Source organism: Limnohabitans sp. TS-CS-82 (assembly GCF_002943475.1).
In genome coordinates this window covers 172,478-187,167 of the sequence record NZ_PTQX01000010.1, presented here as the reverse complement: position 1 = coordinate 187,167, position 14,690 = coordinate 172,478, and the positions used below count along the sequence as shown (strand labels likewise).

18 protein-coding genes and 1 pseudogene are annotated in these 14,690 nt (G+C 58.5%); 6 read left to right on the top strand and 13 right to left on the bottom strand.

Annotated features, from left to right (window positions below; translation table 11 throughout):
* Positions 1 to 8 precede the first annotated feature (8 nt).
* From gspK to gspG, 5 genes are read right to left on the bottom strand one after another with little or no spacing between them, the layout of a single operon-like run.
* The gene (gspK, locus tag C5F52_RS19210; protein ID WP_104799963.1) at positions 9 to 992 is read right to left on the bottom strand and encodes a type II secretion system minor pseudopilin GspK; all 984 of its coding nucleotides are present in this window, start codon (positions 990 to 992) and stop codon (positions 9 to 11) included.
* Complete coding sequence (locus C5F52_RS19205; protein ID WP_236657928.1) at positions 989 to 1,783, bottom strand: type II secretion system protein J; 795 nt, start codon at positions 1,781 to 1,783, stop codon at positions 989 to 991. The genes gspK and C5F52_RS19205 overlap by 4 nt, the downstream gene beginning before the upstream one ends.
* Complete coding sequence (gspI, locus tag C5F52_RS19200) at positions 1,783 to 2,205, bottom strand: type II secretion system minor pseudopilin GspI (RefSeq protein WP_104799962.1); 423 nt, start codon at positions 2,203 to 2,205, stop codon at positions 1,783 to 1,785. Before gspI ends, C5F52_RS19205 begins: the two co-directional genes overlap by 1 nt.
* Entirely contained in the window at positions 2,202 to 2,684 is a 483-nt protein-coding gene (locus C5F52_RS19195; protein ID WP_104799961.1) for a prepilin-type N-terminal cleavage/methylation domain-containing protein, read from the bottom strand. The genes gspI and C5F52_RS19195 overlap by 4 nt, the downstream gene beginning before the upstream one ends.
* 20 nt (positions 2,685 to 2,704) lie before the next feature.
* On the bottom strand, positions 2,705 to 3,157 hold the full coding sequence (gene gspG, locus C5F52_RS19190) for a type II secretion system major pseudopilin GspG (RefSeq protein WP_104800005.1): 453 nt from the start codon (positions 3,155 to 3,157) through the stop codon (positions 2,705 to 2,707).
* 46 nt (positions 3,158 to 3,203) lie between these two features.
* Here gspG and C5F52_RS19185 point away from each other — a divergent pair, with 46 nt between their 5' ends.
* Entirely contained in the window at positions 3,204 to 3,689 is a 486-nt protein-coding gene (locus C5F52_RS19185; RefSeq protein ID WP_236657927.1) for a general secretion pathway protein C, read from the top strand.
* On the opposite strand, the gene C5F52_RS19180 is transcribed toward C5F52_RS19185, so the two are convergent.
* The 3 genes from C5F52_RS19180 to ilvA are packed head-to-tail and all read right to left on the bottom strand — an operon-like array spanning position 3,690 to position 5,982.
* Positions 3,690 to 4,046, bottom strand: coding sequence for a type II toxin-antitoxin system HigA family antitoxin (locus tag C5F52_RS19180; protein ID WP_104799960.1), 357 nt, complete (start codon positions 4,044 to 4,046; stop codon positions 3,690 to 3,692).
* 11 nt (positions 4,047 to 4,057) lie between these two features.
* Positions 4,058 to 4,360 (bottom strand): type II toxin-antitoxin system HigB family toxin, encoded by a 303-nt coding sequence (locus C5F52_RS19175; protein WP_104799959.1) that lies wholly within the window; start codon positions 4,358 to 4,360, stop codon positions 4,058 to 4,060.
* A 32-nt stretch (positions 4,361 to 4,392) separates the two neighbouring features.
* Positions 4,393 to 5,982, bottom strand: a complete 1,590-nt coding sequence (ilvA, locus tag C5F52_RS19170) for a threonine ammonia-lyase, biosynthetic (protein WP_104799958.1) — start codon at positions 5,980 to 5,982, stop codon at positions 4,393 to 4,395.
* 186 nt (positions 5,983 to 6,168) lie between these two features.
* Here ilvA and C5F52_RS19165 point away from each other — a divergent pair, with 186 nt between their 5' ends.
* On the top strand, positions 6,169 to 6,618 hold the full coding sequence (locus C5F52_RS19165) for an OsmC family protein (RefSeq protein WP_104799957.1): 450 nt from the start codon (positions 6,169 to 6,171) through the stop codon (positions 6,616 to 6,618).
* Here the strand turns inward: C5F52_RS19165 and C5F52_RS30370 are convergent.
* From C5F52_RS30370 to coq7, 3 genes are read right to left on the bottom strand one after another with little or no spacing between them, the layout of a single operon-like run.
* On the bottom strand, positions 6,615 to 6,749 hold the full coding sequence (locus C5F52_RS30370) for a hypothetical protein (RefSeq protein WP_255416383.1): 135 nt from the start codon (positions 6,747 to 6,749) through the stop codon (positions 6,615 to 6,617). The two genes, C5F52_RS19165 and C5F52_RS30370, sit on opposite strands and share 4 nt — an antisense overlap.
* Positions 6,750 to 6,806: 57 nt before the next feature.
* On the bottom strand, positions 6,807 to 7,106 hold the full coding sequence (locus C5F52_RS19160; protein ID WP_104799956.1) for a nucleotidyltransferase domain-containing protein: 300 nt from the start codon (positions 7,104 to 7,106) through the stop codon (positions 6,807 to 6,809).
* A 9-nt stretch (positions 7,107 to 7,115) separates the two neighbouring features.
* Positions 7,116 to 7,757, bottom strand: coding sequence for a 2-polyprenyl-3-methyl-6-methoxy-1,4-benzoquinone monooxygenase (gene coq7 / locus C5F52_RS19155; RefSeq protein WP_104799955.1), 642 nt, complete (start codon positions 7,755 to 7,757; stop codon positions 7,116 to 7,118).
* Between the two features lie 248 nt (positions 7,758 to 8,005).
* On the opposite strand from coq7, the gene C5F52_RS19150 reads away from it, so the two are divergent.
* The 4 genes and pseudogenes from C5F52_RS19150 (at position 8,006) to C5F52_RS19135 (ending at position 12,543) form a co-directional block, all read left to right on the top strand.
* Positions 8,006 to 9,133: a porin gene (locus C5F52_RS19150; protein WP_161499736.1), complete on the top strand. Its 1,128-nt coding sequence runs from the start codon at positions 8,006 to 8,008 to the stop codon at positions 9,131 to 9,133.
* A 155-nt stretch (positions 9,134 to 9,288) separates the two neighbouring features.
* Positions 9,289 to 11,136: an NAD(P)/FAD-dependent oxidoreductase gene (locus C5F52_RS19145; RefSeq protein ID WP_104799953.1), complete on the top strand. Its 1,848-nt coding sequence runs from the start codon at positions 9,289 to 9,291 to the stop codon at positions 11,134 to 11,136.
* Positions 11,133 to 12,049: pseudogene (gene cysK / locus C5F52_RS19140) on the top strand (cysteine synthase A). Before C5F52_RS19145 ends, cysK begins: the two are co-directional and overlap by 4 nt.
* Before the next feature lie 47 nt (positions 12,050 to 12,096).
* Entirely contained in the window at positions 12,097 to 12,543 is a 447-nt protein-coding gene (locus tag C5F52_RS19135) for an SRPBCC family protein (RefSeq protein ID WP_104799952.1), read from the top strand.
* A gap of 51 nt (positions 12,544 to 12,594) precedes the next feature.
* Here C5F52_RS19135 and C5F52_RS19130 read toward each other — a convergent pair whose 3' ends face one another.
* Both C5F52_RS19130 and htpX read right to left on the bottom strand, forming a co-directional pair.
* Positions 12,595 to 13,749, bottom strand: coding sequence for a hypothetical protein (locus C5F52_RS19130; RefSeq protein ID WP_146100124.1), 1,155 nt, complete (start codon positions 13,747 to 13,749; stop codon positions 12,595 to 12,597).
* 3 nt (positions 13,750 to 13,752) lie between these two features.
* Entirely contained in the window at positions 13,753 to 14,625 is an 873-nt protein-coding gene (gene htpX, locus C5F52_RS19125) for a protease HtpX (RefSeq protein ID WP_104799950.1), read from the bottom strand.
* Positions 14,626 to 14,690 lie beyond the last annotated feature (65 nt).

Here is a 14,690-nt window from a genome sequence, read left to right as displayed (position 1 = left end):
GAGAACGGTCATTGTAGAGAGCCAGACTCACGCCATATGACAGTTAAGTTACGCTGCTCGCGCTTGACCAACGAGCGTTCTTGCAGCGTGGTTTGCGACATGCGCAAGCGACCTAAGACTTCAAAAAACTGTGTGTTCACGTTGTGGCTGTTTTGCAAGTCGGCGGGGCGTCCTAAGGCTTTGACAAAGTCATCCAACGTGGACCACGGCGTGCGTTCGCGTTGTTGTACCAAGCGCTGCGCGTCGCTCATGCCCAAGCCGGGCACGCTGGCGTACAGCACCTGTTGGCTGGCGGTGTTGACGTTGACCGTGGTGGGCGTGGGCAGCAGCGTGAGGTGAGGGGCCAAGGTTTTCAAGGATGCGGGCGAGAGACCTAGCCATGTCAGTTGTGCCACGCGCTGTGGCATGAGGGGCGTGCTGGTGTTGCCGCTGTCGGACGGCTTGCGTTGCGCGGCTTGCAGGCCTTGCACCAACAGGCTGAGCTGGCTGGGCGGCACGCCCAAGGCGTCAAACAAGCGCCCAAAGGCCGCGAGGGCGGTTGGGTCGGGTTGATCGCCCTTCATCAAGTTGGTGATGTTGAGGCGGCCTTGCAAGTCGCTGATTTGGCCGGACAAGAACACGTTTTGGGCGAGGTTGTCGTCTTCGCCGCTGTTGCCGGTGGTCACGCTGCCGTCGGGCAGGGCTGCCAAAAAGCTGGACAAACGCGCTTCTTGCAGTGGCACCGCCCACGGCTCGGCCAAGCTGTCGGTGGGCGTGTTGGGGTTGTCGGCGCGGGCATCTTCGCGCAGGATGACGCGGGCCCAATCGAGTGCGCCTGTGAGCAACCAGCGCGCTTGCGAGCGCTGGCGTTCCGCACTTTCAACTTCGATGGAGCGCCACTGTTGCCACATGGCGCCTGCTGCCAAGGTGGCGACCAAGGCCACGGTGAGCATGGCGGCTAACAAGGCGGCGCCGCGCTGAGGAGCAAGGGGTTGACCGACGGTGCGCATCATGTTTTGGTGTTGCTGAAGTTGGGGCGAACCCAGTCGAGGGTGAGGCGCCCGCGCAGGCCGGTTTGGGCGGGTAACTCCAACATCAGGCGAATGGCGTCTGGGGTGACGGGCGTCGCACTGGTGTTGGGCAAAGCACCGCCGTTGGACGAAGCGCCGGTTGTGGATGCGCTGCCACCGTCGCCGCTGGACAGTGGGTTGCTCCATGCATTGCCCCTGAAATAGCTGATTTGCCAGAGGTTCAAGGGGAACAAGGTGGTTTCAAAGGCTTGGTCTTCGCTGCTGGGGTTTTGGCCCCAGCGCTGGGCTTGGGTCCACGCTTGTTGCAGGTTGGCGCGGGTTTGCAGGGCGGGCGATTGCCAGCGCATCCACACGCCTTGGTTGGTGCCTGCTTGTGGGGTGTCGCGGCGCGTCCAAGCGACCACCCACAGGCCTGCGTCGCTGCCGTCGGCGCGCCAAGTGCTGGCGCGGCGGGTCAGGCGCAGGGTTTGGCCGTCCCAAGTGACGCCTGCTTCATTCAGGTTGGGCACAGGCTGCAAGGCGTCGAGGTCGGCTTGCCATTGGGCCAGCACGGTTTGCACCACGGCGATTTGGTCCACATGGGTTTGGGTGGTGTTGCGGGTGCGCACAAGCCCATCCAAGCCGCGCCAACTCATGCCGGCCATGATGGCCATCAAGGTGATGGCGATGAGCAACTCAATCAGCGTGAAGCCGCGTTGTGTGTTGGTGTTGTGGCGGTGCGAGCCAAACGGGCGGTCAGGCGCCATGCCAGGTGGTCGGTGGTTGCGCGCCATCAGTAGCGCCCCAACACGGTGGTGACCCGAAGAATAGGTGTGGCTTCGCTGAATACTTGGGCGTCCACGCGGCGAAAGGCGGGGTTGGGCGTGGTGCGCACGGTCAGTGCCACGTCGAAGTTGCGTTCGGCTTGCACGCAGGGCACACGCGTGTCGCCCACCCCCGGCATTTGTTGGGCCAAGCGCAGTTGTTGAATGGCGTTGTCCGCGCAGATTTGCCCCAGCAACACATCCGTTTGGCGTTGTGCATTGCGGGTGAGGGCGCCGCTGACTTTGGTGCCGGTCATCAACGCCAGCGCGACGATGGCGAGGGCGACCAAGACTTCAATCAGCGTGAAACCTTGTTGACCTTGATGGGTTGGGGGGTCTTGGCGCTGTGGTTGTTTGCGTTGCTGATGTCGCGTGGCTCTGCTTGGTGTCATGGCATCACCTGGAAGGGGCGCAGCCCGTCGGTGGCTATCCGCAATTGCTGCACCTTGGCCGTGTTGCGAGGTTCGGCGAGCACCGACAGCGTGATGCTCGCAGGCGCGATGATGGGCTCAGGCCCGAGCACGACCAGAGGGGCGGCGGTTGCTGCGGCCGTGAGGTTTGACGCGCTGGTGTTGACGTGCGCTTGGGTGGTGGGGCTGAGCCACGTTTCTTGGCGGGTGGTCAAGCCACTGCTGGCGACGGCGCTGGTGATGTCGTAGCCCTCGGCGGTGGTGCGCCAAATCAGCGCCACGCCGCTGGTGCGCGATTGGGCGCGGGCGGCTTCGAGCTGGGCGGTGAGGCGTTGCGCCTCACGTTCGAGTTGGGTTTGGACGCTGTCGCGCATGGCCAAACTCACGCCCGCCATGGCGAAACCGATGATGGCCAGCACCACCAACAGCTCCAACAGGGTCAGGCCGCGTTGGCGTTGCATGACGGACTGGGCCGCGTGCTTTATTGCCAGCTGCCGATGTCGGCGTTTTTGCCTTCGCCGCCGGGTTGGCCATCGGCACCCAAGGAGAGCACGTCGATCTCGCCTTTCACGCCTGGGTTCATGTATTGGTAAGGACGGCCCCAAGGGTCGTTGGGCAGCTTGTCGATGTAAGGCTTCCAGTTCAGCGGCGCTGGGCCGGTGGTGGGCTGCACCACCAGGGCTTGCAAACCTTGTTCGGGGGCGGGGTAGCGCTGGTTGTCCAAGCGGTAGAGCTTGAGGGCTTGCATCAGGTTGCCCACGTCGGTTTTGGCGGCGGTCACGCGGGCGTCGTCTGCGCGGTTGAGCACGTTGGGCACCACGAGCGCGGCGAGCACGCCAATGATGGCGAGCACCACCATCAACTCAATCAGCGTGAAGCCGCGTTGGCTTTGACGTGGGTGTTGGGTGGGTGTTGGGTGGGGGAGGGTGGTCATCAAGGGGCTCACAAGTTCACGGTCAAGCATGAATCATAATCCGCGCATGCTTCGCCAACGCCTCTCCTTTGCTGCTGTGTCCTCGCGCTCATTCGGGCGTGGTTTGTCCAATGCTTGGCTGTTGAAGGCCTTGACCGTCGCCGTGTGGGCTGGTGTGGCGTTCAGCGCAGTGAGCTGGGGCTTGCGCTGGTCAGCGGGCGGGCAAGTGCACAGCTCCGCCATGGCCGCCCCGCAAGCTTTGCCTGAGGTGGACACCACGGCAGCCGCGCGCAGCTTAGGCGCTGTGTCTGTGCAAGCAGCGGCAGCGCCCAGCTTAGCGAGTCGTTTTCAGTTGCTCGGCGTTTTGGATGGCGGACCCAATGCAGGCGCTGCCCTTATCGCGGTCGACGGTAAACCTGCCAAACCCTTTCGTGTGGGGGCTGCGGTGGCCGATGGCTTGGTGTTGCAACGCACCGAAGCCAAGCGCGTTAGCTTGGGTGCGGGGATCGATGGCCCGCCTGCGTTGACACTGGATTTGCCAGCTAAGAAGTAATCAGCCGATCAGGCATTCGGCTGAAATTCCCAAACCCGCATGTAATTTGCGAACCATGCCCATGGTCAAAGGACGCTTGCGGTTCAAAATTTCGTAAACACGATTGATCCTTCCGATCATGGGCTCAAGATCTTTAGGCTTAAGGTCTTGCTGCTCCATTCGAAATTTGATGGCTTCAATGGGATCTGGCAAATCGATGGCGTAGTGACGCGCTTCGAATGCTTGAACGAGCGTCACCAATACATCAAGGCGGTCACCGTCAGGCGTTCCCAGTGCAGGGTCGCTTTCCATCAGTGCGGCTACTTCCTTGAGTGTTGCCTTGTAGTCTTCTTCGGTGCGAATGGGTTTGATGTCCATGTCGTGCTCCTTCAATTCATGTCGACGGTATTTGCATCTACCGTGTCGTATTGCGCGTGTGTGCCAACGAATTTGATGTAAATCACGCCCAGTTTGTAGGCCATCGCCACAATCAATCGAAAGTCATTGCCTTTGATGTTGAACACCACGCGGTTGTTGCCCACAAAACTGGCGCTGGCGAAATGTCGCTTGATGTCAGCGGGCGTTTGCCAACTGGCTTTGCTCGCCTCATCGTGCCAAGCTAGCAAGGCTTGCTTCGCTTGTGGATGTTTGACGCTGAAGTCTCGCAAAGTTTTGACAGCAATGACACGCATAGGTGAATAATAGTCCCAAATTGGGACTGCGTCTAGCGCTGTAAAAACAAGCGATAAGCGGGGTTGAGGGTTTCTTCCACAAAGGGGTAGCCCAATTCGCCCAAGAATTTGGTGAATACCTTGTTGTCCGCTTTGGGCACCTGCAAGCCCATCAAGATGCGGCCGTAGTCCGCGCCTTGGTTGCGGTAATGGAAGAGGCTGATGTTCCAGCCCGGGCGCATGGCCAGCAAGAACTTCATCAACGCGCCGGGGCGTTCGGGGAACTCAAAACGCAAGATGCGTTCTTCGTGCGCGAGCGACGAGTGGCCGCCCACCATGTGGCGGATGTGCTCTTTGGCCAGTTCGTCGTGCGTGAGGTCAATCGAATCGAACCCGCTTTTGGTGAAATGGCTCGCAATCTTGCTGCTTTCGCCTTTCACGCCCGTCGTCAAACCCACAAAAACGTGAGCCTTGGCTTGGTCGCTCATACGGTAATTGAACTCGGTCACATTGCGGGGCGATTTGCTGCCGCCAAAGCTGGGCAGCTTGCCAATCAGCTCGCAAAAGCGGCGCAGGCTGCCAGGTTGCTCGGGAATGGTCACGGCAAACAAGGCTTCGCGTTCTTCACCCACTTCGGCGCGCTCGGCCACAAAGCGCAGGCGGTCGAAGTTCATGTTCGCGCCGCACAAAATGGCGGCGTAGGTTTCGCCCTTGGTCTTGTGCTCGGCCACGTATTGTTTGATCGCGGCGACGGCCAACGCGCCTGCCGGCTCGACGATGCTGCGGGTGTCCACAAACACGTCTTTGATGGCGGCGCACACGGCATCGGTGTCCACCGTGATGTAGCTGTCGACCAAGTTTTTGGACACTCGGAAGGTCTCTTCGCCCACCAACTTCACGGCAGTGCCGTCAGAGAACAAGCCCACGTCGCTGAGCGTGACGCGCTTGCCTTTGGCCACCGACTGCATCATGGCCGACGAGTCGTCCATTTGCACGCCAATCACTTTGATTTCGGGGCGCACGGCCTTGATGTAGTTGGCCACGCCCGCAATCAGGCCGCCGCCGCCGATGGCGACAAACACGGCATCTAGGTTGTGAATGTTCAAGCCTTGCAGCTGGCGCAGCATTTCCATGGCAATCGTGCCTTGGCCGGCGATGACATCGGGGTCGTCAAAGGGGTGCACAAAGGTCATGCCGTTTTTCTTTTCCAACATGGCCGCGTGTTGGTAGGCGTCGGAATAGCTCTCGCCCGCCAACACCACCTCGCCACCCAAAGCCTTAACGGCTTCAATCTTCACGCTGGGCGTGGTGGTGGGCATGACGATCACGGCCTTGGTGCCCAAGCGGCTGGCCCCCAACGCCACGCCTTGGGCGTGGTTGCCCGCTGAGGCGCAAATGACGCCTTTCTTCAGCTGGGCGGGCGTGAGGTGCGCCATCTTGTTGTAGGCGCCGCGCAGCTTGAAGCTGTGCACAGGTTGCTGGTCTTCGCGCTTGAGGAGCACGGTGTTGTGCAAACGGCGACTGAGGTTTTTCGCCACTTCCAGCGCTGACTCAACGGCCACGTCGTACACGCGGGCGGTCAAGATTTTTTTCAGGTAATCGGCGGGCTGCAGGGCGCGGGGCTTGGGGGTGCGGGTAGACATGCCCTAATTGTCTCTTATGAAAAAATCAGGCTTGCGAATGCACGCAGGCGAAAAAAAACCCCGAGTTTTGCAACTCGGGGCTGAATCCACTTTTGAGGGTGGAGGAGACAAGCCTCTAGTGTATACATTTTCTGTTGCAGTGCAACATTTGTCAGACAATTGCGCATCAATTTTTAGGAGAAAAACATGGAATGCACCGTCAGCTGGACCGGCAACTCAGGCACCCGCTCAGGCATGGGTTTTGTGGCAGAAACTGGCAGCGGCCACGTTGTGGCGATGGATGGCGCGCCTGATGCGGTCAAACCCGAAAACGGTGGCCAAAACTTGGCACCGCGCCCCATGGAAATGTTGTTAGCGGGCACAGGCGGCTGTACCGCTTACGACGTGGTGCTCATTTTGAAGCGGGGTCGCCATGACGTGCGCGGCTGTAGCGTGAAAATCAGCAGCGAGCGCGCTGACGTCGACCCCAAGGTGTTCACCCAAATTAACATGCACTTCACCGTGACCGGTAAAGCCATTCCCGCCTTGGCCGTGGAACGCGCCATCGCCATGAGCCATGACAAATACTGCTCCGCCAGCATCATGCTGGGCAAAACAGCCGAGATCACCACCAGTTTTGAGGTGGTGGAGGTCTAAGAAGAAAGTAAACCCAGACGGCGAAGTTCTTTGTCCATCAGCTCAATGGTGTTGAAGAACAACTCGCAAGCTGGGTTGGCGGCCAGCAGGTTTTCTAAAAAGATATGCGCATCGTGCATGTACTCGTGCACCAGCGCGTTGCGAAGCCCTCTTCATTGCTTGGGCGTGCTCAGGCAGATACAACAAGCTCATAGCAACACGCCAGTCTCGCGTGCAACGCGCATCACGGGTGCGTCTGGCGTTGCGCCATCTTTCAGCACCACATCAATTTTGCGGTCCCCTAAACGGCGAATCAGTGCGACGTAAAGGCTTCCTGTAGCGGTCACGCGGTTGTCAAGTTGACGTGATGTTTCAAACAGCAAATCAATGTCACCGCCACGTAGTGCGTCGTTGGTGCGTGAGCCAAACAGGGTGACGCGCGCATCCTCACCCAACACCTGTTGTGCTGCTTGTTTGATGGCTTGGACTTGATCGCTATTGAGTCGCATGCCACTACTTTAAACCCGATGTGCCACGCCCGTCATCACTTTGGCGGCCAACTTCATCAGGCCTTTGACGGGGGCGGGCAATTCGGCGGCGCCTGCCGCCAGCGCTTCTTGTGCGTGACGCGCTTCATCGGCCTTCATGGTGGCCACGATGGCGCGTGAGGCGCTGTCTTTCTCGGGCAATCGGTGCAGATGGCTTTGCAAATGCGCTTCGACTTGGCGCTCGGTTTCGACCACAAAACCAAGGCTAATGCGATCGCCGCCCAGCTTGGCTGCCGCATAGCCAATACCGAATGCACCCAAATACCAAAGCGGGTTCAGCCAGCTGGTGCGCCCGCCTAGCTCCTTCAGGCGCTCTTCGGTCCACGCCAAATGGTCGGTTTCTTCATCACAAGCCTCGGTGAGGTGCTGGCGCAACGCGCCATCGCGTGTGGCCAGTGCTTGGGCTGTATACAAGGCTTGTGCACAGACCTCGCCGACATGGTTGACCCGCATCAATGCGGCAGCTTCGCGCTTTTCGGTTTCAGACATGAGCGCGGCCATGGCGCCGCTCAAGGGTGAGCCTGTTGCGTGGCTTGGGTTTGCGCGTTTAGCGTGATGGTGGGCAAACACGGTGCGCAGGGCACTGTCAGCGGCAATAAGAAGAGCATCCATGTCATTGAGTTTAAATCCGTCAATACCTAATGACGTTGTTTAAGGGTTTCTGTATTTGTGGCGTATTTCCTAGGGTTTGCCATGTAGAGAGACCCGCTTTGTTGCATCAAAGCAACATGGAAACCCTATTTTTAGACTTTGTCGTGGAATCTTGCCGAGCTGTCTGGTTCAATAGCGCCAACTTCCCGAAAACGGAGGTTGGCTCTGGAAAGTCTGGAGCCCCTGTTCAAACCTTGGAGAACCTTGAAATGAAAAAAACCCTCGTTGCTATCGCCGCTTTGGCCGCATTCGGCGCACAAGCTCAATCTTCCGTTCAGATCATCGGTACTATGGACGCTGGCTATCAAGCCATCGATTACAAAGGTACATCAGTTACCGGCTTCAACGGTAACGGCTCTAGCACCTCTGGCTTCAAATTCTTGGGCACAGAAGACCTAGGCGGCGGCTTGAAAGCTAGCTTCATCGTCGGTACAGACTGGAACGTGGTCAGCCGTTCTGCAAACACTGGTGCAGCCACTGCTACTACTGCTGGTGACGCATCTGCTACTACTGGTACTTTCGGTAACGGCGAGCTGAGCACTGGTTTGTCTGGCAAATTTGGTGCTGTGACGATCGGTCATTTGGCATTCAACACATTGACGACAACAGGCACAGGCCAACCTTTCGGCACAGCGATTGGTGGCGGATACGGCTCCATCTACCGTGTGAACGCTGCGGCATCGTTGGTTCGTGACGACAATGCATTCCGCTACTTGACACCGACATTCAGCGGCTTTACAGGTTCTTTCTACAAATCGAACAAGCAAACTAAAACAGGTACAGGCGTTGCCGCTGACACCAACTTCAACGCTGCATTGGGTGCCTACGACAAATTGGGTTCGCAAGAAATCGGCGTGAACTATGCAAATGGTCCATTGGCCGCTTCTTACAGCAGCTTGAAGCAAGATAGCAAATCTGTCGGCGCTGGCGTAACAGAGTCCACAGTTAACACTTTGGGTGCCAACTACACCATGGGCGCAGCGAAGTTCATGTTCTTGAACCAAACAAACAAAAACACTGGCGCAGCGACAACAGCAACAACTGTCGACACAGCTTACACAGCGTTGTCAGCAACTTACACCATGGGTCAAACCGTGTTGATGGCGACTACAGGTTCGTTGAAAGCCAAAGCTGGTGATTTCAATGGCAAGAAGTCAACCATTACTGGTTTGGGTGCTGACTACAACTTGAGCAAGATGACTGCTTTGTACGCTCGTTACGAGTCGATCAAAGACGAAGCAGGTGTGATCTCTGCCGCAGGTAACGGTAACTTTACTAAAGCAGCAGGTAACGATACACGTACACGTACAGCTGTCGGCGTTCGCTACAACTTCTAATTCCCAAACTGGCTTAGCCAGTTAAGGATTTAAAAGTCTAAGACCCCATCACTCGCAAGAGTGGTGGGGTTTTTATTTTGGCTGTGCGTCTTTGAGATCAAGAGATAATCAAGCCCCTCGACATAACTTGCCCGATCACCACGGGCCACACGCTTGTGATTCGACTCTCCGAACTCAAACTCCCGCTGTCTGCCCTTCCCGTAGAAGAACGCCGCGCCGCCGATGCGCCCGCTGAAACCGAGGCAGACCGCCAGCTTCCACCTCACCCGATTGATGCACTTCGCACGCTCGCTGCTGAAGCATTGGGGCTTTCAACAGACGCCATCGCCACGCTGGATGTTTTCAAACGCAGCTTTGACGCACGCAAGCAAAACTTGCTGGTGGTCTACATCGTGGACATCATCTTGGCTGACGCATCGCAAGAAGCTGCACTGCTGGCCAAGTACGAAAAGAACTCACACATCCAACCCACGCCTGACATGTCGTGGCACGCGCCTGCCCATGCACCGGGCGACTGGGGTAAGAACGAGGGCGAACGCCCCGTGGTGGTGGGCTTTGGACCCTGCGGTATTTTTGCGGCGCTGGTGTTGGCGCAAATGGGCTTCAAGCCCATCGTGATTGAGCGCGGCACCACCGTGCGTCAACGCACCAAAGACACGTGGGGCTTGTGGCGCAAAAAGATTTTGAACGTCGAGAGCAATGTGCAGTTTGGCGAAGGCGGTGCAGGCACGTTCTCGGACGGCAAGCTGTACAGCCAAATCAAAGACCCGCGCCACTTGGGCCGCAAGGTGATGCACGAGTTTGTGCGCTTTGGCGCGCCCGAAGAAATTTTGTTCACCGCGCACCCGCACATCGGCACCTTCAAGCTGGTGAAAGTGGTGGAAGGCTTGCGCGAAGAAATCATCCGCCTCGGTGGTGAGGTGCGCTTTGAGCAACGCGTGGTGGATATCGACTATGAAGACAACCCGAGCCATGCGTACAACGCACGCAACGCGCCTGCACCCCGAGCCATCCGAGCCCTGCGTATTCACAACCACGCCACCGGCGAGACTTACACCCTACCCACCCACCATGTGGTGATGGCGCTGGGCCACAGCTCGCGTGACACGTTCACCATGCTGCATCGCCATGCGGTGGCGATGGAGGCCAAACCGTTCTCAGTGGGCGTGCGCATTGAGCATCCACAAGGCGTGATTGACCGCGCACGTTGGGGCCAACACGCGGGCCACCCGCTGCTGGGCGCAGCCGACTACAAGCTGGTGCACCACGCCGAAAACGGCCGCGCCGTGTACAGCTTTTGCATGTGCCCCGGTGGCACCGTGGTGGCCGCCACCAGCGAAGCAGGCCGCGTGGTGACCAACGGCATGAGCCAATACTCACGCGCCGAGCGCAACGCCAACGCAGGCATCGTGGTGGGCATTGACCCCAGCGACTACCCCACCGACCCCGCCGCCTTTGAAGCCGAGCTGGGCCAAGAGCTTGGCAACGCCGTGCGCCACACCACACACGATGCACCCGGCGGCTACCACCCACTCGCAGGCCTCGTGCTGCAACGCCAACTCGAAGCCCACGCCTACACACTAGGTGGCAGCAGCTACGAAGCGCCCGCGCAGTTGGTGGGCGACTTTGTGGCCGACCGCGCCTCCACCGCCTTGGGCAACGTCGAGCCTTCGTACAAACCGGGCGTGAAGATGGTCAGCCTCAACAGCGCCCTGCCCGAGTACGCCATCACCGCCATGCGCGAAGCGCTGCCGGTGTTCGGCCAAAAAATCAAAGGCTTTGACATGCACGACGCGGTGATGACGGGCGTGGAAACACGCACCTCATCGCCCCTGCGCATTGCCCGTGAAGACGACACACTGCAAAGCCCAACGCTCTTTGGCCTTTACCCAGCTGGTGAAGGCGCGGGTTATGCGGGCGGCATTTTGTCGGCGGGCGTGGATGGCATTAAAGTCGGTGAAGCCGTCGCACGACAACTCATTTCTTCTAGGAGCAACCCATGAAAGCCAACAGCGTTTTAGACACCATCGGCAACACGCCCCACATCCGCATCAACCGCCTGTTTGGCAACACACATCAGGTGTGGATCAAGTCCGAGCGCACCAACCCCGGTGGCTCCATCAAAGACCGCATCGCGTTGGCCATGGTCGAAGCCGCTGAAAAATCGGGCGCGCTCAAAGCAGGCGGCACCATCATCGAGCCCACCTCGGGCAACACAGGCGTGGGCTTGGCGATGGTGGCTGCTGTGAAAGGCTACAAACTCATCTTGGTCATGCCCGACAGCATGAGCATCGAGCGCCGCCGCTTGATGCTGGCCTACGGCGCATCGTTTGATTTGACGCCACGCGAAAAAGGCATGAAAGGTGCCATCGCCCGCGCCGAAGAACTGGCCGCACAAACACCCGGCGCGTGGATTCCACAACAGTTTGAAAACCCCGCCAACATCGAGGTGCACACACGCACCACCGCACAAGAAATCATCGCGGACTTTCCTGAAGGCGTAGACGTGCTCATCACCGGCGTGGGCACGGGCGGCCACTTAACAGGTGCGGCCAAAGTGCTCAAAGCCAAGTGGCCTAACTTGAAGGTGTATGCGGTGGAGCCCACGGCCTCGCCCGTCATCTCAGGTGGTGCACCAGCGCCCCACCCCTCCAAGGCATTGGCGCTGGCTTCATTCCTAAAAACTTGGACACCGCGTTGCTTGACGGCGTGATTCAAGTGGAGGCTGACGCTGCCCGCGAAATGGGCCGCCGTAGCGCTGCGGAAGAAGGTTTGTTGGTCGGCATTTCTTCGGGCGCGACGCTGGCCGCGATTGCGCAGAAGCTGCCTGCAATTCCAGCAGGCGCGACTGTGCTTGGCTTTAACTACGACACGGGTGAGCGGTACTTGTCGGTGGAAGGTTATTTGCCTGTTTGAGCGTTGAAGCGCTGAACGCATACATCCATCTTTGAAGAAAGTCTGACATGTCCAGCCGCACCATTCACCTTCACCGCGTTCTGAAAACGTCACCCGACAAGGTCTATCGCGCTTTTCTAGAAGGCGGCGCTTTGGCCAAGTGGCTGCCACCCTATGGCTTTACTTGCACCGTGCATCATCTCGACGCAAAAGTAGGTGGCACATTCCGGATGTCGTTTCACAACTTCGGCAGCGGCAACGGCCATTCGTTTGGTGGCGAGTACCTTGAGCTTGTGCCCAACCAACGCATTCGCTACAACGACAAGTTTGACGATGCCAACTTGCCAGGCACCATGGAGGTCACGGTTTCGCTGACACCCGTGATTTGCGGCACGGCGTTGAACGTCACCCAAGCAGGCATTCCAGATGTCATTCCTTTGGAGATGTGTTACCTCGGATGGCAGGAGTCGCTGGAGCAATTGGCTAGGCTGGTTGAGCCCAATATTCCGGGTTAAGCACTCAGCAACTTAACGCTTCACAGCGCCCATCTTGGGCGCTGTTTCTTTTTATCGGTACAGCAAGCGGTCCAAATCCGTCAGCTCAGCCCGCGCTTCTTTGGCCAACTGCGCTTGCTCTTTGAGCCAGCGTTTCAGCTCGGCTTCGTTTTGAATGCGGCGCAGGTCACGCTCTAGCGTGTCTACCTCGTGCTCTTTGTCGCGCAACTGAATGGCCAGTGCGCGCGCCAAGCTCTCGGCGCTGATGTGGTCAAGCTCGTTCACGCCCAGGTAGTGGCGAATTTCAAACTGGGCTTGGGCTTCGTCTTCTTCCAGCGCTTCCACTTGTTCTTTGAGCAGCAGACACATGGCGTTGAGTTTGTCGTCGGCGATGCGGCTCAAAGCCGCGCTGTCGATCTGTGCAAGCTGCAATTGCAGCTTGAGCAACTCCGACAAATTCTTGCGGTCATACGCAGCATTGACTTCGCTCATCAACGCGGTCTTGCGCAAGCGCTCGGCCTCATCGGGCTCGCGGTCGGGGTGCAAGGCACTGGCGAGCTGGCGATACACGGTGCGCAGCGCGGTGTTGGCATCCATCTTTTGTTGTGCGTCTTTGAGCTGACGGGCTGCTGGTTTCTTCTTGGCCTTCTTGGCTTGGCGCTTGTCTTCGAGGCGTTGTTGCTGTTCGCGGTATTGGCGCAGGCCGGCTTCAAACACGGCCTCTGCCGTATGTAAGTCATCCGCGCCATGCAAGGGCTTGCCGAATAAATCTTCAAACACGGCTTTGGCATGCTCGGCACCGGCGCGGGCTTCTTCGGCCAAGGCTTGTGCGTCTTCTTCGCTGTGGTGCTGGTTGAACACGGCTTGAACTTGCGGATCTTGTTTGTGCTCCAGCGCTTCACACAAAGCAAGGATGAGTTGCATAGCGCTGCGTCGGTGTGTGGCGGTTAGCTCTGCTTCGTGCAACCGCGCATCTAAAAATAACAAGAGGTTTTTACGCGCTGCGTCTTCTTGGCTCTTCAAAGCGCTCATCGCACTCAAGTGACTGCTGCGGTGTTGTGTAGACAAAGCCTCTAGCGTGGCGATGGAATCCGACAACGCCGACACACGCGCCAACAAGGTGTTGAAGCGTTTTTGCGCAGGTGTGAGTTCAGCAGCAGGCTGAATGGCAACGGTCGCCACTGCTTGCACAGGGGCGACCGTCCAGGGGGAGTTAGGCGCGTTCAAAAATTAGCGCGCCGCTTGCAACGCGGCAATGCGCTCTTCCAGCGGCGGGTGCGAGGCAAACAACTTGCCCAAGCCACCCGTGATGCCCATGGCTGCCACGCTAGGCGGCAAGTTGCCGGCTTGCATGCTGTTCAAACGGGCCAAGGCGTTGATCATGGGTTGCTTGTTGCCCAAGAGCTGGGCCGAACCTTCGTCTGCACGGAACTCGCGGTGGCGGCTGAACCACGCCACGATCATGCTTGCTACAAAGCCCAGCACGATGTCCAGCACGAAGCTGGTGATGTAGTAGCCCATGCCAGGGCCGGTGGACTCGTCGTCTTTGCTGCGCAGCATGTTGTCGACAAAGTAGCCGATGACGCGGCTCAAGAACACCACAAAGGTGTTGAGCACGCCTTGGATGAGCGTCAATGTGACCATGTCGCCGTTCGCGACGTGGGCAATCTCGTGGCCCAACACGGCTTCAATTTCTTCTTTGGTCATGCCTTGCAGCAAGCCCGTGGACACCGCCACCAAGGCCGAGTTTTTAAAGGCGCCGGTGGCAAACGCGTTGGGCTCGCCTTCATAGATAGCGACTTCGGGCATGGCAATGCCCGCGCGTTCAGACAAGCGTTGCACCACGCTGACCAACCAAGCTTCGTCTTGGTTGCTAGGTTGGTTGATGACGTGTGCGCCGGTGCTCCACTTGGCCATGGGCTTGCTCATCAAGAGCGAAATGATGGCGCCGCCAAAACCCATGATGAGCGAGAAACCCAGCAAGGCAGACAGGTTCAAACCGTTGGCGGTGAGGTAGCGATTGACGCCAAGCAAACTGGCGACGACCCCCAGCACCACCATGACGGCGAGGTTGGTGAGGACGAACAGAAGAATGCGTTTCATGATTTCCTTTTCAGCGGGGAATGAAGAAGTCCGCTCTGGCGGATGGTAGGGGCGAATTCGTGCAA

Bases quoted from the DNA above. Each gene is read 5' to 3' on its own strand.
- C5F52_RS19195 (WP_104799961.1), bottom strand. From the start codon at position 2,684: ATGCAACGCCAACGCGGCCTGACCCTGTTGGAGCTGTTGGTGGTGCTG.
- ilvA (WP_104799958.1), bottom strand. From the start codon at position 5,982: ATGTCTACCCGCACCCCCAAGCCCCGCGCCCTGCAGCCCGCCGATTAC.
- C5F52_RS19150 (WP_161499736.1), top strand. From the start codon at position 8,006: ATGAAAAAAACCCTCGTTGCTATCGCCGCTTTGGCCGCATTCGGCGCA.
- coq7 (WP_104799955.1), bottom strand. From the start codon at position 7,757: ATGGATGCTCTTCTTATTGCCGCTGACAGTGCCCTGCGCACCGTGTTT.
- htpX (WP_104799950.1), bottom strand. From the start codon at position 14,625: ATGAAACGCATTCTTCTGTTCGTCCTCACCAACCTCGCCGTCATGGTG.
- gspG (WP_104800005.1), bottom strand. From the start codon at position 3,157: ATGACCACCCTCCCCCACCCAACACCCACCCAACACCCACGTCAAAGC.
- C5F52_RS19175 (WP_104799959.1), bottom strand. From the start codon at position 4,360: ATGCGTGTCATTGCTGTCAAAACTTTGCGAGACTTCAGCGTCAAACAT.
- C5F52_RS19160 (WP_104799956.1), bottom strand. From the start codon at position 7,106: ATGCGACTCAATAGCGATCAAGTCCAAGCCATCAAACAAGCAGCACAA.
- gspK (WP_104799963.1), bottom strand. From the start codon at position 992: ATGATGCGCACCGTCGGTCAACCCCTTGCTCCTCAGCGCGGCGCCGCC.
- C5F52_RS19135 (WP_104799952.1), top strand. From the start codon at position 12,097: ATGTCCAGCCGCACCATTCACCTTCACCGCGTTCTGAAAACGTCACCC.
- gspI (WP_104799962.1), bottom strand. From the start codon at position 2,205: ATGACACCAAGCAGAGCCACGCGACATCAGCAACGCAAACAACCACAG.
- C5F52_RS19180 (WP_104799960.1), bottom strand. From the start codon at position 4,046: ATGGACATCAAACCCATTCGCACCGAAGAAGACTACAAGGCAACACTC.
- C5F52_RS19205 (WP_236657928.1), bottom strand. From the start codon at position 1,783: ATGGCGCGCAACCACCGACCACCTGGCATGGCGCCTGACCGCCCGTTT.
- C5F52_RS19185 (WP_236657927.1), top strand. From the start codon at position 3,204: ATGCTTCGCCAACGCCTCTCCTTTGCTGCTGTGTCCTCGCGCTCATTC.
- C5F52_RS19165 (WP_104799957.1), top strand. From the start codon at position 6,169: ATGGAATGCACCGTCAGCTGGACCGGCAACTCAGGCACCCGCTCAGGC.